The sequence below is a fragment of the Paraburkholderia sp. genome (assembly GCF_034668105.1).
Taxonomy (GTDB): domain Bacteria; phylum Pseudomonadota; class Gammaproteobacteria; order Burkholderiales; family Burkholderiaceae; genus Paraburkholderia.
This window is the reverse complement of sequence record NZ_JAXDPY010000567.1, coordinates 1-14,912: the sequence shown is the minus strand read 5'-3', so window position 1 is coordinate 14,912 and position 14,912 is coordinate 1. Positions and strand designations below refer to the sequence as shown.

Here is a 14,912-nt window from a genome sequence, read left to right as displayed (position 1 = left end):
CGATAAGACTGGGCACCTTGACGATTCTCATGGTTGGTTCCTGGCGCCACACTGACGCTGAATCGGATATCGGCGGTAAGACTTGCAATCGTCGTAACTAACCCCCGGCTTCTTGCGTCGCCTGAGCATGACTGGACGTGGGTAGACGTTAAAGGTTTGATACGGCAACGCTCTATGCGGTGGCGCACAGAGGAGCGCTCACGTTTTATGGCGGCACGAGGCAATCGGCGAGGCGCTATGTGACACCCTATCAGCACGTTAACCTGCAGGTGGCTCGCTTATCTGCTGGCGTCTGATACCGACAGTGTTTTGTAGCTTTCAAAGGTAAACGACGCTCCTCAATCGCTGTCGTCTGGTGATCGCGCTCTTTCCCGCCGTGCATCCCTTAGTGCTGGAGTTCTGTCTTGGTGTCGCTTGCTACTGGATTTCCCGCAGCAAGCATTTCGGCCGGGTCAATCCTGCGATATGGGTTGCTGTCGCGATTCTCAGCGTAATCGCGATAGCCGTGCTCAACGCGATCTTCGGTGATCCAGATCGATTCCAGCGGGTTGCACGATATGGCCTTCCAGCATTCGCCATCGTCCTTTCACTGCTTGGCCTGGAACGATCCGGCGTTGTAATCCGCAACCCCGTGTTGGCTCAATTGGGTGCGGCGAGCTACTCCATCTATCTGCTTCACCCCTATGTCATCGGAGCGATGGAAAAAATCCTTCACATTCACGCGGGCATCAGTACCGCAACGGGTGCCTTTGCTGCGTTGATTGCGATCGTCGCCGTGTGTGTTTCGGGGTGGTTATGTTTCCGCTACGTTGAAGCGCCAATGCAGGGGATGCTGAAGCGCTACCGGATTCGAGCGCCACGAGTCAGACCGTCCGCTTGATGTGACTGCGTTGGTCTGGCTGCTCCGTGGGCGGCACGCCGAGCACCCGCGCACAAAAAAAGCCGGCATTCCGCCGGCTTTTTCATTCACCCTCTTCGCTTTAACCGTGGGCTGGCAGAATCTCTCCCATACAGGTACCGAATCCCACGCGGTAGCCGTCACCCTGACACCAGCCGGCCAATGTCAGTTCGTCGCCGTCCTCGATGAACGCTCGGGTGCCGCCTTCCTGCAATTCCAGCGGGTTCTTGCCGTTCCATGTCGACTCCAGCAGGCTGCCGCACGAGTCTGGTGTCGAGCCGCTGATGGTGCCCGAGCCCATCAGATCGCCAACCCGCGTGTTGCAGCCCGAGACCGTGTGATGCGCGAGTTGTTGCGCCATCGTCCAGTACATGTGCTTGAAGTTGGTCCGCGAGATCGTGGTTGCCTGTTTCGCCGTTTGCGGCCGTAGCGTCACCTCCAGCGAAATGTCGAACGCATGCTTGCCCTCGTGGCGCAGGTACTGCAGCGGCTGCGGTTCCTGCGTCGGCTGCTCGACGCGGAATGGTTCGAGCGCGTCGAGCGTCACGATCCACGGCGAGATCGTCGTCGCGAACGTCTTCGCGTTGAACGGGCCGAGCGGTACGTATTCCCATTGCTGAATATCGCGAGCGCTCCAGTCGTTCAGCAACACCATGCCGAAGATATGCGCTTCGGCATCGGCACAGGCAATCGGCTCGCCCAGTGGATTGCCGCTGCCGATCACAAAACCGGTCTCCAATTCGATATCCAGCTTGCGGCATGCGCCAAACACCGGACGCTCCTGGTCCGGCAGCTTCAGTTGGCCATTCGGCCGGCGTACCGGCGTGCCGCTCACCACCACCGACGACGCGCGTCCGTTGTAACCGATCGGCATCTCCGACCAGTTCGGCAACAGCGCATTCTTCGGATCACGGAACATCGAGCCGACATTCGTCGCGTGCTCCTTCGACGAATAGAAATCGGTGTAGCCCGGAATCTGCACAGGCAGATGCAGTTGCGCGTCGGACTGACGCACGAGCGCTTGCGAACGCAAAGCGGCGGCGTCGCGCAAGGTCGCGGTGTCGCGCGCCAACAGATGGCTCAGCTGGATGCGCACGCCGCGCCATGCATCGCGGCCGAGCGAGATGAAATCGTTAAGCGTCTCCTGTTCGAACGCCCGGTCTTTCACCGCAATGAATTGATCGGTCGAGGCGATCGGCAGCTTGAGCAGGCCGGCGGACTTGAGGACGCTCAGATCGACGATCTCGTCGCCAATCGCGACGCCCACCCGGCGCATGGGGTTGGCCTTGTCGCTGAAAATGCCGAACGGCAGGTTCTGGATCGAAAAATCGTTGGTCGAATTGTTCGCCGATTCGACCCAGCTCTTGCGCGACGGATCGAGCGTCGCCTGAAGATCGCTCAATGCGCTCATCGTTGCTCCGGGTTGAAATGTTTCTTGAGACCTTGCCAGCACTCGTAGTAATGCGCCTGCAATTGCGCGGTTTCGAGCGCGAAACGCGTCGGCTTGATCAGCGTGCGCGTTTCGAACATGAAGGCCATCGTGTCGCCGACTTTCTTCGGCGTTGACGTATCGCTGTGCGACGCTTTCTCGAAGGTGTCCGCGTCCGGCCCATGACCCGACATGCAGTTGTGCAGACTCGCGCCGCCCGGCACGAAGCCCTCGGCCTTCGCGTCGTACACGCCGTGCACGAGGCCCATGAATTCGCTCGCGACGTTGCGATGGAACCAGGGCGGACGGAACGTATCTTCGGCGGCAAGCCAGCGCGGCGGGAAAATCACGAAGTCGATCGTATCGACGCCCGGCGTATCGCTTTGGGATTGCAGCACCAGGAAAATCGACGGGTCCGGATGGTCGAAGCTGATCGAGCCAATCGTGTTGAAGCGTCGCAAATCGTATTTGTACGGCGCGTAGTTACCGTGCCATGCCACGACGTCGAGCGGCGAATGACCGATGTCCGCGCGCCACAGATTGCCGTTCATCTTGGCGACGAGTTCGAAGTCGCCTTCGCGGTCTTCATAGGCGGCATGCGGCGTGAGGAAGTCGCGCGGATTGGCGAGACCATTCGAGCCGATCGGGCCGAGGTCCGGCAAACGCAGCAACGCACCGAAGTTCTCGCAGATGTAGCCGCGCGCATTGCCGTCCGGCAGGCTCACCGCGAAGCGTACGCCGCGCGGAATCACCGCGATTTCGAACGGTTCGACGTCCAGCCGACCCATTTCGGTGGCGATATGCAGGCGGCCTTCCTGCGGCACGATCAGCAATTCGCCATCGGCGTTATAGAAGAAACGATCCTGCATCGAACGGTTCGCGGCGTACAGATGAATCGCGCAACCGCTCATCGCTTCCGCTGCACCATTGCCCGCCATCGTGATCCAGCCGTCGATGAAATCGGTCGGCTCGGTGGGCATCGGCAACGCGTCCCAGCGCAACTGGTTGGGCGGCGTCGGCGGCACCTCGGCGAAGTTGGCGACGAGCCGCTCCGAGGGCAACTGCGTGAACGGCTTATGAACTGCCGCCGGTCGAATCCGGTACAGCCACGAACGACGATTGTGGCCGCGCGGCGCAGTGAAGGCGGTGCCCGACAGTTGCTCGGCGTACAAGCCGTAAGCCGCGCGTTGCGGCGAATTGCGGCCTTCGGGCAACGCACCCGGCAAGGCCTCCGTGGCGAATTCGTTCGCGAATCCCGACTGATAGCCCGGCTCGATCTCGAGCCGCGAGCTGGCGGTATTCGGCGTGCGGATTGAGGTATCCATGCAAGGTTCTCCGTTGATACTGGAATCTGTCGACGTGAGCTTTCTGCGTCAGGCTGTCTGCGGCTCGGATGGACGTTCGCGTTGCCGGGTCGCCGCAGCCAGCGCGATCACCAGCAACGCGGAGCACAGCACCGGCACCGCGGCCGCGTGAAACAGCGATTCGTTCGACCAGTTCAGCGCGATCAATTGTCCTCCAACCAGCGGTCCGATCACCGAACCGATGCGCCCGATACCCAGGCTCCAGCCGATGCCGGTTGAGCGCAGCGTGGTCGGATAAAAATGCCCGGCGAGCGCGTTGACCGCCGGCTGTCCGCCGACCACGCAGAAGCCGCCCGCGAATACGACGATCAGGAGCCACGGCAGCGCATGCGCCACCGTGCCGATGGTGCCGACCGCCAGCGCCGCGCCCGCGAAGCACACGAACAGCACGCGCACAAAACCAAACCGCTCGATGAACCAGCCGAGCAGCAAGGTGCCGATCACGCCGCCTGTCTGCAACACCGTGCCGACGATCACCGCCGTGCTCGGCGAATAGCCGGCGTCGCGCATCACGGTCGGCAGCCAGTTCGACAGGAAGTAAAGATCGATCAGGTTCATGAAGCTGATCGCCCACAGAATCAGTGTGACCGGGCCACGGCCCGCACGGAACAGTTCGGCGACCGGCGCACCGCCGTTGCCCTTCTCACGCACGACAACACGCGTGGCGGCATCGATCGGCAGCGTCGGATCGAACTTGGCGAGCCAACGCAATGCGCGATCGCTGCGCCCCTTGAGAACGAGAAATTGCAGCGACTCCGGCAATGCCGCCAGCATCGCCAACGCGAGCAGCAAGGGCACCGCGCCGCCGACCCAGAACACCGCGCGCCAGCCATACGCGGGAATCAGCGCCGCGCTGATGAAACCGCCTAAAGCCGCACCCAGCGTGAAGCCGCACGACACCAGCATCATGCGCTTGACGCGATGCGCGGGCGTTGAGAATTCGCCGACCAGCGCCATTGCGTTCGGCATGATGCAGCCAAGCCCCAAGCCCGTGATGAAGCGCAGCGTGATCAATGCGGGGATCGTCGTGACCAGAGGCGTGGCCAGCATCGACAGGGCGAAGAAAAACGTCGTTCCGATCAATACCGGCCGGCGGCCAACCCGGTCGGCCAGCACCGACAAGCCCAACGCGCCCAGCAGCATGCCGAACAGACTGGCGCTGAAAACCGGCCCGAGCGCCGACTTCGAGACATGCCATTCACCGATCACGCTCGGCGCGACGTAGCCCATCGCCTGCGCGTCGAAGCCGTCGATCACGAGGCACAGCCCGCATAGTGCGAGCAGCATCAACTGGAATGCCGGGTGATGCGTCTCGCCGAGCACACGCTCGACTTCGATCACATTGGCGGCGGCCGCCGCGGCCGGTTTGGCGCTCATTGGTTGTTCCTTCGTCCTGACTGGATTGCCTGGTAACTGGATAGAGAACGACGCGCGATGGGTTGGCGATCAGGAAACGCGACCTTTCCCGCCAGGGAAACGCCAATGCGATCGCCATCGCAGCCGCGCCGCAATTTACGTATGGTAAAACTAATTACGGATAGTGAAATTAACGTATACCCTGAAAACGAGCGACAAAAGCCCTCGCAGCCGGTCGCGACTCGCGCCGGAGGATAACGTTATGAGCATTTTGTTCAAGTGCGCGCGGCCCGGACTGCTACCATCAAGGGATTGCGGCAACCGAGTCGCGTTGCCGGGCGCCGAGCGCGCACCTATCGCCATCCATTCGCCTACATGATTCCGCCGACCATCCCCAACCTGATCGCACGCGCCGCCGACCACCCGTTTCTCGGCGAACATCTGGCGATGGGAACCGGCATGCATAGCGAGATCGCGGTGGCTCAGTTCGACGGCGTCGACCTTGCGAGCGCCTATGAGCCGATCTTCGATATCAGCGTGCATGCGTTGGCGCAGTCGTTGTCGTCGGGCGCCGAGGGCGTGGATCGCTTCGGCGATGAACTCGGGTTTCAGGCGGTCGCGCAACGTCTCGACGGCGCGCCCTTCGATGTCTTCGATCCATTCGACCGTGTCGCCGACGATCAGGAACTGGTCGCGCTCGACCGCATGTCACGCGCGTTGCACGCGATCAATTTCTTCGGCGCGCAGCGGCATGGGCTGCTGTTTCTGCGGGTGCACGAGCGGCTGCTCAAAAGCGTCAAGTACGACCATGGCCGGCATTTCTCAACCGTGCTGGTGTCGTTCGGGCTGAACCCGTCGCGTGTGGTGATCGAGTTGCCCGCGGCCGCGGTCGCGCATAAGACCTTCCTCGGCTATCTGACCACGAGCTATCAACGCTACGGCTTCAAGGTGGCGGGCAATCTTTCGAACGCGGGGCAGATTCTGTCGGTGTCGGAAACGGCGCGGCTCGACTTCATCAAGATGGATGCGGCAATCGCGTTGCGCGATGCAACGGTGAAGCCGCTAGTGGGCTATGCAAGCCGGTTGCGGATTCCGCTGATCTTCAATCGCGTGATGGATGAGCCGCAGTTCGACGCGTTGCAACAGTACGATGTGCGCTTCGTGCAAGGGCCGTTGTTCAACGCGCATTATCATGATCGGGCGGCGTGAGCCCGCGTTCGAACGGGCTCACTGCTTACCCGGCACTCAACTCCGCTTCGTAGCGCGGCGCGGGTCTGCACCTCAGCCGGTATCGCCCAGCCGCCGGGCCAACGCCCTCAGGCGCGGCGCCACGTTTTCCCGAAACACTTCCTCTCCCATCGACGACGCCGGCCCGCTGCAACTCAGCACCAGCCAGCGGCCTTCGCGTGGCTCGCGAAACGGCACCGCGACCGCGTTCACGTCGTCGTGCCACGCGCGGAACGAATAGCAGCAGCGTTCCCGCGCGAAGGCTTCGATTTCCTTGTCGGCATCCGCCAGCAGCGCAGCGCCCTCTTTGCCGGCACTCTTCTCAAGCTCGACGAGCAACGCGGCGCGTACGTCCAATGGTTGCACCGCGAGGTATGCGCGTCCCATTGAACTGGTCAGCATGGACAGCTTCGAACCGGATGCGAGTCCGAGCGTCAACGCGGTTTCGCTGCGGATCGTCTCCAGATAAATCATGTCGAGGCCATCGCGGCATCCGAGCGACACCGCCGCGCCCACTTCGCGCGCGAAGGTGCGCATGTGCGGACGCGCGAGTTCGAGCGTGTCGGTGCCCGAGAGCAGCGCGAAGCCGAGCGACAGCACGCCGGCGTCCAGCGCATATTTACCCAGGGTTTCATCGAGCCGCAGATAGCCGAGCACGGTCAGCGTGTAGGCCAGACGGTTGACGGTCGCCTTCGGCAACCCCGTGCGCTCGACGAAATCGCGATTGCCGAGCATCGTTTCGCCCGGCTTGAACGCACGCAGCAGCTCCAGCCCACGTGCCAGGGCGACGACGAATTTGCGCTCGTCGAGCGGGTCGGAGAGAGTAGATATGGGCGTCATGGGGTGATACACTCAGGCGTGGTTTGCAAAACATTGTTTCGCATAGCGGAACTTAAGTCAAGCTCGGACACGTTTAGTCAAGCAAGGAATCAGGAGATACGTCATGGCAGAGGCCGCGCAGTTTCACTGGGAAGACCCGTTGCTGCTGGACCAGCAGCTCACCGAAGACGAACGCATGGTGCGCGACGCCGCCGCCGCTTACTCACAGGACAAGCTGCAGCCGCGCGTGCTCGAAGGGTTCCGTCATGAGAAGACCGACATCGAGATCTTCCGCGAAATGGGCGAACTCGGCCTGCTCGGCCCGACGATTCCCGAGCAATACGGCGGTCCTGGTCTGAACTATGTGGCGTACGGTCTGATCGCGCGTGAAGTGGAGCGCGTCGATTCCGGCTACCGGTCAATGATGTCGGTACAGTCGTCGCTCGTGATGGTGCCGATCAACGAATTCGGCTCTGAAGCGCAAAAGCAGAAGTACCTGCCGAAGCTCGCCACCGGCGAGTGGATCGGCTGCTTCGGTCTGACCGAACCGAACCACGGCTCCGATCCGGGCAGCATGGTCACGCGGGCGAAAAAGGTCGACGGCGGCTATTCGCTGTCGGGCTCGAAGATGTGGATCACCAATTCGCCGATCGCCGACGTATTCGTCGTGTGGGCGAAGCTCGAGGAAAACGGCAAGGATTCGATCCGCGGCTTCATTCTCGAGAAGGGCTGGAAGGGGCTGTCTGCGCCGACCATTCATAGCAAGGTAGGCTTGCGTGCCTCGATCACCGGCGAGATCGTGCTCGATGAAGTGTTCGTGCCGGAAGAAAACCGCTTCCCCGAGGTCAGCGGCTTGCGCGGTCCGTTCACGTGCCTGAACTCGGCGCGCTATGGGATTGCCTGGGGCGCGCTCGGCGCGGCTGAGGCGTGCTGGCACACGGCGCGTCAATATGTGCTGGACCGTAAGCAGTTCGGGCGCCCGCTCGCTGCGAACCAGCTGATCCAGAAAAAACTCGCCGACATGCAAACCGAAATCACGCTCGGGCTGCAAGGCGTTTTGCGTCTCGGCCGCATGAAAGACGAAGGCACGGCCGCCGTCGAGATCACGTCGATCATGAAACGCAATTCGTGCGGCAAGGCGCTGGACATTGCGCGGCTCGCGCGCGACATGCTCGGCGGCAACGGCATCTCGGACGAGTTCGGGATTGCGCGCCATCTGGTCAATCTGGAAGTCGTGAACACGTACGAAGGGACGCACGACATTCACGCACTGATTCTCGGGCGCGCGCAAACGGGCATTCAGGCGTTTTTCTGATGCGCTGATTGCTTTGATTGTTTTGCTTGCTTTGGTGGCGGCGTTTCGACTTGGCCGCTGATAGATAGCAAATCGAAAGTAGAAATCAAAAGGCCGGTTCAATTTTTGAACCGGCCTTTTCCGTTGCCGCGTCACGGCGTCGCATTGCAGCTAACGGCGCCTTTCGTGACCTATCAGCCGCTTACTTGTTCGGCTGCGGCGTCATGCGCAGATACGGGCGCAGTGCCTTATAGCCCTTCGGGAATTTCTGCTTGATGACCTCTTCGTCCTTCAACGACGGCACGATCACCACGTCATCGCCCTGCTTCCAGTTGCCGGGCGTGGCCACCGAGTGGCTGTCGGTGAGTTGAAGCGAGTCGATCACACGCAGCACTTCGTCGAAATTGCGCCCGGTGCTGGCCGGATAGGTAATGATCAAGCGCACCTTCTTCTTCGGATCGATCACGAATAGCGACCGGACCGTGAGGGTTTCATTGGCGTTCGGGTGGATCATGTCGTACAGCTCAGCCACTTTGCGATCACCGTCAGCGAGAATCGGAAAGCCGACGTTGGCGGCCTGGGTCTCGTTGATGTCCTTGATCCATTCCTTGTGCGACTCGGCGCTGTCGACCGACAACGCGATCGTCTTCACATTGCGCTTTTCGAATTCGTCAGCCAGCTTTGCCGTCAAACCCAGTTCGGTCGTGCAAACCGGCGTGAAGTCAGCGGGATGCGAGAACAGCACGCCCCAACTATCGCCCAGCCATTCGTGGAATTTGATGCGGCCGACACTCGACTCCTGTTCGAAATCCGGTGCAATGTCGCCAAGACGTAGACTCATGATGCAGCTCCTTGTTGTATTCGGACATTCTGCGCGAGCATTTCGCGCGCGACGCTCTGCTCAAGCGGGCTTCGCCAAATTACAGCATACGGGAGCGACGGTACATACCGAACCAACATCGCGCCACTACTTTATGCGATTTTGTAATTTTCACCGATTTAGTGGAAACTTTGCGGGACAGATCAACTCCATCTTAGGCAACGCTACGGTAGGGTGTAGCAGACGAAGGAGTTTTCAAGGCCTTACTTTAACCGGGAACGGTTCGTGCGAGTGTTTTTGAAGGAACCGAGCACTGCGCTCGCCAGCGGCCGTTTCTTTGGTTACGATTCACGCGTGGCGTGAGACGAAGGGGAGCTGTCAATGTCGGAAGTCAACAAGGAGAGATTGATGTCGGATATCAAAACCGTCCTCGCGGACGCTGAAGATTTGCTGAAACAGGCCGCGAGCGCCACCGGCGAGCGCGCTTCGGAACTGCGTGAAACGGCGCTCACGCGCCTGAAGCAAGCTAAGGAAAAGGCGGCTGACGTGCAGGTCGTGGTGGTCGAAAAAGGCAAGAAGGCCGCACGCGCCACCGACGACTACGTGCATGAGCATCCCTGGGCATCCATCGGCATCGCCGCCGGCGCGGGCGTGCTGTTGGGGCTGTTGATCAACCGCAAGTAACGCTCTGGTGAACTGCCGGGCGAGCTAGCCCGGCAAACCAGTGAATCGAGTTGACCGGCGCATGCCTGGCCGGTCCGCTTCTGTTGGCGCGCTCGTTTTGACGCGCCGGTTAGGCCTTCACGCGCAACGCTCACAGCCATGACGATCGAATCACCATCGCAGCACGGCGAACATAGTCCGTTGCGCCGTATATTTGGATCCGTGTTTGCTCTTCTGCAAACGCGGCTTGAACTGGTCGGCATCGAACTCGCCGAAGAAAAAGACCGTCTGCTCGGCGTGCTGTTTCTCGGCCTCGCAGCCATGATGCTCGCAACGATGGCCTTGATCGCATTGACAGCGCTGATCGCCATCGCGTTCTGGGACACCTACCGGTGGCAAGCGCTTGCCGGCATTACAGCGGTGTACGCGATCGCGGGAATAGCCTGCGCGCTAAAAGCGCGCAGCGGTTTGCGCAATGCGCCCATGGTGTTCGAAGCCACGATTGCCGAGTTCGAAAAAGATCGCGACGCGTTTCGCAAACCGTAATACCGCGCGCGTAAGCCGGGTCATGGGCGTGCCTCGAACGCCTTCTGCCTCGTCAAGTTCTCGCAGACACTTCGACCGATTTGCAGCCTAGATTACTGCCCCACCTCCACTGCCGCCGACACGCCATGAGCTCAATCCATTCCGATACCGCATTCCGCAACAAGCGGCACCAAGCCAAAGATCTGAGTACGCCTCACCTGCGAGCGCTGCGCAAGGAATTGCTGCTGGTACGCGCGGATGTCGAACGCATGGAACTCGCTCAGGCGACGATCGAATTGCGGCAGGCAGTCACGCACTTCAGCTGGCTCAAATTCATTCTGCCGGGCTTTGGCGGCATGCGCGTGGGCAGGGGCTCGAAGGCGAGTTTTGTCAACGCAGGCAGCATCGGCGCGCTCCTCAAACAGTATCCGCTCATCAGTTCGATCGCTTCGCTGGTGTTGGCCAAGCCACTGCGCACGACCATTGCAGCGGGTGCGAAGCCCGCGCTCAAATGGGGCAGCCTTGCGCTTGCCGGCTGGGAAGCATATCGAATCTGGCAACAGATGAAGAATGATTCCGCTGCATCCGCTTCGGCTTCGGCTACCGCTGCCGCCGCCAAAAAGGAAACTGGTGTTGATAGCGGTTACTGAGGCGGGATAGTACGCGCTCGCGTATCAGGTTCATCGTCCCGCATTGCTGCGCGATATCCACTAGCGCTCTCTAGCTTGTGTTCCAGCACTCGCTATTTGCCGGCGCCGCGCCGTTTGCGCTGTTTTTATTTCCTCGCAGTCCTGTCGCATCCAGAGTGAAAACGCCGCAAACGTCGTCGCGCATGGGGCTGGTTTCGGTCGGCGCTGCCTCTAACGAATAGCCGCCGTTCGCGTCGTCCGCCGGCAGCACGTGCAACCGGTACACCGGGCTGCCGAATTGCGGCGCCTGATCAAGACCCGGCGGCAAGGTCGCAGTGCCATCGCTTGCCGCTCCCTCGATAAATTGCGCTGCCCGATAAAGGGCGGACGCCGCGTCGACCCTGTGGGTTCGCGCAACTTGACTCCGGTACGAAGGCACCGCAAACACGAGCAGCGTGGCGGTTATCGCCAACGCGATCATCAGTTCGAGTAGCGTGAATGCGGATGTGTGCAACCTCGTCATGAGCCTCCCGTCAAAATGGGCGTGCGGCAATGCGACGCCAATGACGCTCGATCTGTTCACCTGTGATCACAAGTTCCATCTGCAACCACACCTGCGACTCTTTAGTCCGGCCGAAGCCGCGGGAAGTCAGCAAATAGGCTCGGGCATCGGCGCGCGTGGCAAGACGCCACGCTTCGGTCAAACATTGCGGCGGCCGCACCGATCCAGGCCCTTGCGCGATCGGTGCGACAGCGCCGGCTTCGAAGGCGCTTTCGTGCTTCCACTGCGTGGGCTCACCGGGTGACAGCGACGCCGCTGGCGCCGGCTCAACAGTTGCCGCGGCGGCCACGCTGCGTGCGCACAGGATCAACGCCGAATCCGCGGCATGAAATGCCTGCAAATAGTCGCGCACATTGTTGACGCCCCGCGCCGCCGCAAGCGATGTTTCGAACCAGGCCGCGGAGGTGGTCAGCATCATCGCGGAAATCAGCAGGACGATCGGCAGGACCGTACCGCTGTTGTGAACGCGTGGCCTCCGACCGGTATGGATGAGTCGTGCCCGATGTTTGGATGGCTGCTTGCAGCGTTGCGAGCGGTCCTTGTGCAGGGAGCGTCCTCGCGGGGCGTGGCGAGCGAGTCGTTCGAGACGGCGCTGGGCATTCAATACGCTTGGGTGTTCCAGCCAGCGCTGTGTATTCGACAAGTCTGGGCACGCCGGCTGTACGGCCTGCTCTCCGCGTCTGCCTACGGTCGCAGCATGACTATCGGGATTTCGCCGAGGCGATGCCGCACGGTTCGTGATATTGCAAGGTCCATCTGTCACCAGGAATCCTCCGCGTGATTGCGTATTGCCACCCGCCGCCAGAAAGCCTGGCGCGTCCGCATGTCGGCACCCACTGCACTCACGCCATCGCAATCGGCATAGCGCCTGCTCCGCCCTTGCGGAGCCCCGCGAACAAGCACACAAAGATCGACGGCGACGACCCTTGCCCATTGATCAGCCGCTATCGCCGACGCGTCTATTGCACTCGGCCCGCCGGCGAGCCAGTACTTGAGTCGCACGCGTTCGACGCCTTCGACCAGCGGTTGCGCGGACCCCGCCTTGCCATTGCCCTCACAGTAAAGTTCCGGCTCGCCCGTCGACCCGCTGACCCTCGCGAAGTATCGGTTGACCACCAACACCCCCTGGCCGCCGAGTGTCGCGTCGTTGTTCGTGACGGCCTGGCCGAGGCAGTCGGTTGATTGGCCGGTCGCTGACGGCCACGTCGAGACATTGTCAGCGACGTAACGGACCGCAATACCGTCCGAATGGCTCGGCAAGACCTCGCAGGCAAGGCTGTTGCCCGCACCGGTCGGGCGACCGCCCGAACAACCGAACAATGGCGGCGAACTCGTGAATCCCACGACGTCCGCGGGCACAAAGCCGGCCATTTGAAGTTGCTGGCCCATCAGCGTAAGCGCGGTCAGGCCGGCTTCGCGGATCCGCATCGCGTCATTCGAACGCTCGAACACCTTACGCTGCGTTGTATAAAGCGAGACCGCCCCGGCGGTCACTATCAGCCCCAACGCAATGGCGATCACGAACTCGACGAGCGTATGGCCACGCGCGATATGGATACGCTGCGTCATTTTGCGAACGCCAGTGCAACGCATGAGGCGCCGGTGGGAACATCCGCACCGCCGCACGACTCGGGCTTGTCGATGACATCGTCGGCGCGCGGCATGTCGCGCAGGGCCGTCCACGTGACGCTTGCGGTGGACACGCCGCCGCGTTCCGTTACCGCAGCCTCGCCGTGCGGCAGCAGGGCCGTTGCGCGCGAGCTCCATTGTCTGATTGCAGCATCGGCCGCCGAGGGCTCGCGCATCGCTTCGGCGACGGAATCCGCTATCCACGCGGCGTGCTCGCGCATCGCCATCGCATGGGCTTCGCGAGCGGTCCACAATTGGCCGGCGATCAGCCCGAGCGCCGTCACTGCCATGAGGACAACGGCCAGCATCACTTCGATCAGCGAACTGCCTCCGTGCCTTGCGCTGTGCTTTGTTACGCGACTTGCCGGGCAGTTTCGCGGCTGCGGATACGATAGACGCCGGCTCACGACACTGCTCCACACGCGCCTTCGACAATCCGCGCACGGCCGCCCGCGGCGATGTGGATGCAGCGCCGCCACTTGTCGCCCTGAGTCGCTTTCGACGGCACGCGTGGTGCGATATCGAAGCTGCGAAAGGTGCCGATCAACTGCCCCGCCGGCGGCGTAAACGTGAGATTCGTCTGCGTTCCGGTGATACTGACTGCAGCAAGTAGAGGATGCGCGCGCAGTAGTGAGAGCGCGCCGCCGCGCTCGGCCAGGACGGCCCATCCGCACGACCAGTCGGTGACCCCGTTGCCGCACGCTTGTCCCGCGGCAAGACAATGCCGTGCCGCATCGATTCGGCATACCGTGACGCGAGTACCGCGGCGCATTGCTTCACTTCGCGCATAGGCGAGCGTTGAGGCAAGCGCTTTTGCGCGTGCGTCGACCTGGTCCCGCAGGTGCCATGCAACGAACGACGGCGTCGCCATCACCGCGATCACCGCCAGCAGCGCGACGACGGCCAATGTTTCGACAAGCGTAAAGCCGCGGTGCGGCCGCAAATAGACTGCTTCCCGTTTCATCTGCATCCCTGATCGTTTCAAACGATGCCGCCAATCTAGCGACTCGCAATCGGGGCGACAATCGGCCGAACGGCCAGGTGGTACTCAGACGCTATCACGCGCAAAAATGCACGCGTGACGAACCATAACGGGAGCGGAGATGCGAATGCGCGAACCGATGCAGAAGAGAGCAGAACCTGGAGCTGGAGCGCAACTTCAGGCGCAACAACACTCAGCGCTTGCGGGGCGGCTTGGGAGGAGAAGAGGCGCGACGGAATTCTTCAATCACGTCCTCGAATTCGGAGACGTCTTCAAAGCGCCGGTAGACAGAGGCGAAACGCACGTAGGCAATGGTATCGAGCGCACGCAACTCGTTCATCACGAGCTCGCCGAGGCGCTCGCTGCGCACCTCGCGCTCGCCGCTGCCGAGCAGTTGGTACTCGATGCGAGCGACCGCCGCGTCGATCGCATCCGCAGCGACCGGGCGCTTGCGCAGCGCCAGTTGCATGCTTGCGACGATCTTGCGGCGATCGAATTCCGTGCGGCTGCCGTCCTTCTTGACGACCGACGGCAACGCCAGCTCAACCCGCTCATACGTCGTAAAACGTTTGTCGCAGGCCGGGCAGCGGCGGCGCCGGCGTATTGTCGCGCCGTCTTCGGATACGCGGGAATCCACAACTTGCGTATCGGCGTGACGGCAGAAGGGGCAATGCATGGCGGCTTAGCGGTAAACCGGGAAGCGCTGGGTCAACTC

Annotated in this window: 17 protein-coding genes; 6 read left to right on the top strand and 11 right to left on the bottom strand. The window is 61.7% G+C overall.

What is annotated here, in order from left to right; translation table 11 throughout:
* Nucleotides 1-355: 355 nt before the first annotated feature.
* Nucleotides 356-880 carry an acyltransferase family protein gene (locus tag QOC89_RS25120; RefSeq protein WP_323047486.1) on the top strand — a complete coding sequence of 175 codons (525 nt, stop codon included), beginning with the start codon at nt 356-358 and terminating at the stop codon, nt 878-880.
* A 100-nt stretch (nt 881-980) separates the two neighbouring features.
* Here the strand turns inward: QOC89_RS25120 and fahA are convergent, their stop codons facing one another.
* From fahA to QOC89_RS25105, 3 genes are read right to left on the bottom strand one after another with little or no spacing between them, the layout of a single operon-like run.
* Nucleotides 981-2,309, bottom strand: coding sequence for a fumarylacetoacetase (fahA, locus tag QOC89_RS25115; RefSeq protein WP_323047485.1), 1,329 nt, complete (start codon nt 2,307-2,309; stop codon nt 981-983).
* On the bottom strand, nt 2,306-3,652 hold the full coding sequence (gene hmgA, locus QOC89_RS25110) for a homogentisate 1,2-dioxygenase (protein ID WP_323047484.1): 1,347 nt from the start codon (nt 3,650-3,652) through the stop codon (nt 2,306-2,308). The genes fahA and hmgA overlap by 4 nt, the downstream gene beginning before the upstream one ends.
* 48 nt (nt 3,653-3,700) lie before the next feature.
* A complete protein-coding gene (locus QOC89_RS25105) occupies nt 3,701-5,068 on the bottom strand; it encodes an MFS transporter (RefSeq protein ID WP_323047483.1) in 1,368 nt (455 codons plus the stop codon).
* A gap of 354 nt (nt 5,069-5,422) precedes the next feature.
* Between QOC89_RS25105 and QOC89_RS25100 the strand changes: the two genes are divergently transcribed.
* Entirely contained in the window at nt 5,423-6,256 is an 834-nt protein-coding gene (locus tag QOC89_RS25100) for a diguanylate phosphodiesterase (RefSeq protein WP_323047482.1), read from the top strand.
* A 72-nt stretch (nt 6,257-6,328) separates the two neighbouring features.
* On the opposite strand, the gene QOC89_RS25095 is transcribed toward QOC89_RS25100, so the two are convergent.
* Complete coding sequence (locus QOC89_RS25095) at nt 6,329-7,114, bottom strand: IclR family transcriptional regulator (RefSeq protein WP_323047481.1); 786 nt, start codon at nt 7,112-7,114, stop codon at nt 6,329-6,331.
* 103 nt (nt 7,115-7,217) lie between these two features.
* Here QOC89_RS25095 and QOC89_RS25090 point away from each other — a divergent pair, with 103 nt between their 5' ends.
* Nucleotides 7,218-8,408 (top strand): acyl-CoA dehydrogenase, encoded by a 1,191-nt coding sequence (locus QOC89_RS25090; protein ID WP_323047480.1) that lies wholly within the window; start codon nt 7,218-7,220, stop codon nt 8,406-8,408.
* A 181-nt stretch (nt 8,409-8,589) separates the two neighbouring features.
* Here QOC89_RS25090 and QOC89_RS25085 read toward each other — a convergent pair whose 3' ends face one another.
* The gene (locus QOC89_RS25085; protein WP_323047479.1) at nt 8,590-9,228 is read right to left on the bottom strand and encodes a peroxiredoxin; all 639 of its coding nucleotides are present in this window, start codon (nt 9,226-9,228) and stop codon (nt 8,590-8,592) included.
* Between the two features lie 360 nt (nt 9,229-9,588).
* Between QOC89_RS25085 and QOC89_RS25080 the strand changes: the two genes are divergently transcribed.
* The 3 genes from QOC89_RS25080 to QOC89_RS25070 all read left to right on the top strand — a co-directional run bounded on the left by QOC89_RS25080 (nt 9,589) and on the right by QOC89_RS25070 (nt 11,045).
* On the top strand, nt 9,589-9,891 hold the full coding sequence (locus tag QOC89_RS25080) for a DUF883 family protein (protein ID WP_028198798.1): 303 nt from the start codon (nt 9,589-9,591) through the stop codon (nt 9,889-9,891).
* Between the two features lie 138 nt (nt 9,892-10,029).
* Nucleotides 10,030-10,416 carry a phage holin family protein gene (locus QOC89_RS25075; RefSeq protein WP_323047478.1) on the top strand — a complete coding sequence of 129 codons (387 nt, stop codon included), beginning with the start codon at nt 10,030-10,032 and terminating at the stop codon, nt 10,414-10,416.
* 125 nt (nt 10,417-10,541) lie between these two features.
* The gene (locus QOC89_RS25070) at nt 10,542-11,045 is read left to right on the top strand and encodes a DUF3318 domain-containing protein (RefSeq protein WP_323047477.1); all 504 of its coding nucleotides are present in this window, start codon (nt 10,542-10,544) and stop codon (nt 11,043-11,045) included.
* Nucleotides 11,046-11,115: 70 nt separating this feature from the next.
* Here the strand turns inward: QOC89_RS25070 and QOC89_RS25065 are convergent, their stop codons facing one another.
* From QOC89_RS25065 to nrdR, 6 genes are all read right to left on the bottom strand, one after another.
* On the bottom strand, nt 11,116-11,547 hold the full coding sequence (locus QOC89_RS25065; RefSeq protein WP_323047487.1) for a type IV pilin protein: 432 nt from the start codon (nt 11,545-11,547) through the stop codon (nt 11,116-11,118).
* Between the two features lie 10 nt (nt 11,548-11,557).
* Nucleotides 11,558-12,004, bottom strand: a complete 447-nt coding sequence (locus tag QOC89_RS25060) for a hypothetical protein (RefSeq protein ID WP_323047476.1) — start codon at nt 12,002-12,004, stop codon at nt 11,558-11,560.
* A 341-nt stretch (nt 12,005-12,345) separates the two neighbouring features.
* Nucleotides 12,346-13,155 (bottom strand): PilW family protein, encoded by an 810-nt coding sequence (locus QOC89_RS25055; protein WP_323047475.1) that lies wholly within the window; start codon nt 13,153-13,155, stop codon nt 12,346-12,348.
* Entirely contained in the window at nt 13,152-13,523 is a 372-nt protein-coding gene (locus tag QOC89_RS25050) for a hypothetical protein (protein WP_323047474.1), read from the bottom strand. The genes QOC89_RS25055 and QOC89_RS25050 overlap by 4 nt, the downstream gene beginning before the upstream one ends.
* Nucleotides 13,524-13,618: 95 nt before the next feature.
* Nucleotides 13,619-14,185 carry a GspH/FimT family pseudopilin gene (locus QOC89_RS25045; protein ID WP_323047473.1) on the bottom strand — a complete coding sequence of 189 codons (567 nt, stop codon included), beginning with the start codon at nt 14,183-14,185 and terminating at the stop codon, nt 13,619-13,621.
* Between the two features lie 205 nt (nt 14,186-14,390).
* The gene (gene nrdR, locus QOC89_RS25040; protein WP_091796645.1) at nt 14,391-14,873 is read right to left on the bottom strand and encodes a transcriptional regulator NrdR; all 483 of its coding nucleotides are present in this window, start codon (nt 14,871-14,873) and stop codon (nt 14,391-14,393) included.
* Nucleotides 14,874-14,912: the final 39 nt, after the last annotated feature.

Coding starts and splice junctions, on each gene's coding strand:
- QOC89_RS25095 (WP_323047481.1), bottom strand. CDS start 7,114: ATGACGCCCATATCTACTCTCTCCGACCCGCTCGACGAGCGCAAATTC.
- QOC89_RS25045 (WP_323047473.1), bottom strand. CDS start 14,185: ATGCAGATGAAACGGGAAGCAGTCTATTTGCGGCCGCACCGCGGCTTT.
- QOC89_RS25075 (WP_323047478.1), top strand. CDS start 10,030: ATGACGATCGAATCACCATCGCAGCACGGCGAACATAGTCCGTTGCGC.
- QOC89_RS25085 (WP_323047479.1), bottom strand. CDS start 9,228: ATGAGTCTACGTCTTGGCGACATTGCACCGGATTTCGAACAGGAGTCG.
- QOC89_RS25050 (WP_323047474.1), bottom strand. CDS start 13,523: ATGCTGGCCGTTGTCCTCATGGCAGTGACGGCGCTCGGGCTGATCGCC.
- QOC89_RS25070 (WP_323047477.1), top strand. CDS start 10,542: ATGAGCTCAATCCATTCCGATACCGCATTCCGCAACAAGCGGCACCAA.
- QOC89_RS25060 (WP_323047476.1), bottom strand. CDS start 12,004: ATGATGCTGACCACCTCCGCGGCCTGGTTCGAAACATCGCTTGCGGCG.
- QOC89_RS25080 (WP_028198798.1), top strand. CDS start 9,589: ATGTCGGAAGTCAACAAGGAGAGATTGATGTCGGATATCAAAACCGTC.
- fahA (WP_323047485.1), bottom strand. CDS start 2,309: ATGAGCGCATTGAGCGATCTTCAGGCGACGCTCGATCCGTCGCGCAAG.
- nrdR (WP_091796645.1), bottom strand. CDS start 14,873: ATGCATTGCCCCTTCTGCCGTCACGCCGATACGCAAGTTGTGGATTCC.
- QOC89_RS25055 (WP_323047475.1), bottom strand. CDS start 13,155: ATGACGCAGCGTATCCATATCGCGCGTGGCCATACGCTCGTCGAGTTC.
- QOC89_RS25105 (WP_323047483.1), bottom strand. CDS start 5,068: ATGAGCGCCAAACCGGCCGCGGCGGCCGCCGCCAATGTGATCGAAGTC.
- QOC89_RS25090 (WP_323047480.1), top strand. CDS start 7,218: ATGGCAGAGGCCGCGCAGTTTCACTGGGAAGACCCGTTGCTGCTGGAC.
- QOC89_RS25065 (WP_323047487.1), bottom strand. CDS start 11,547: ATGACGAGGTTGCACACATCCGCATTCACGCTACTCGAACTGATGATC.
- QOC89_RS25100 (WP_323047482.1), top strand. CDS start 5,423: ATGATTCCGCCGACCATCCCCAACCTGATCGCACGCGCCGCCGACCAC.
- hmgA (WP_323047484.1), bottom strand. CDS start 3,652: ATGGATACCTCAATCCGCACGCCGAATACCGCCAGCTCGCGGCTCGAG.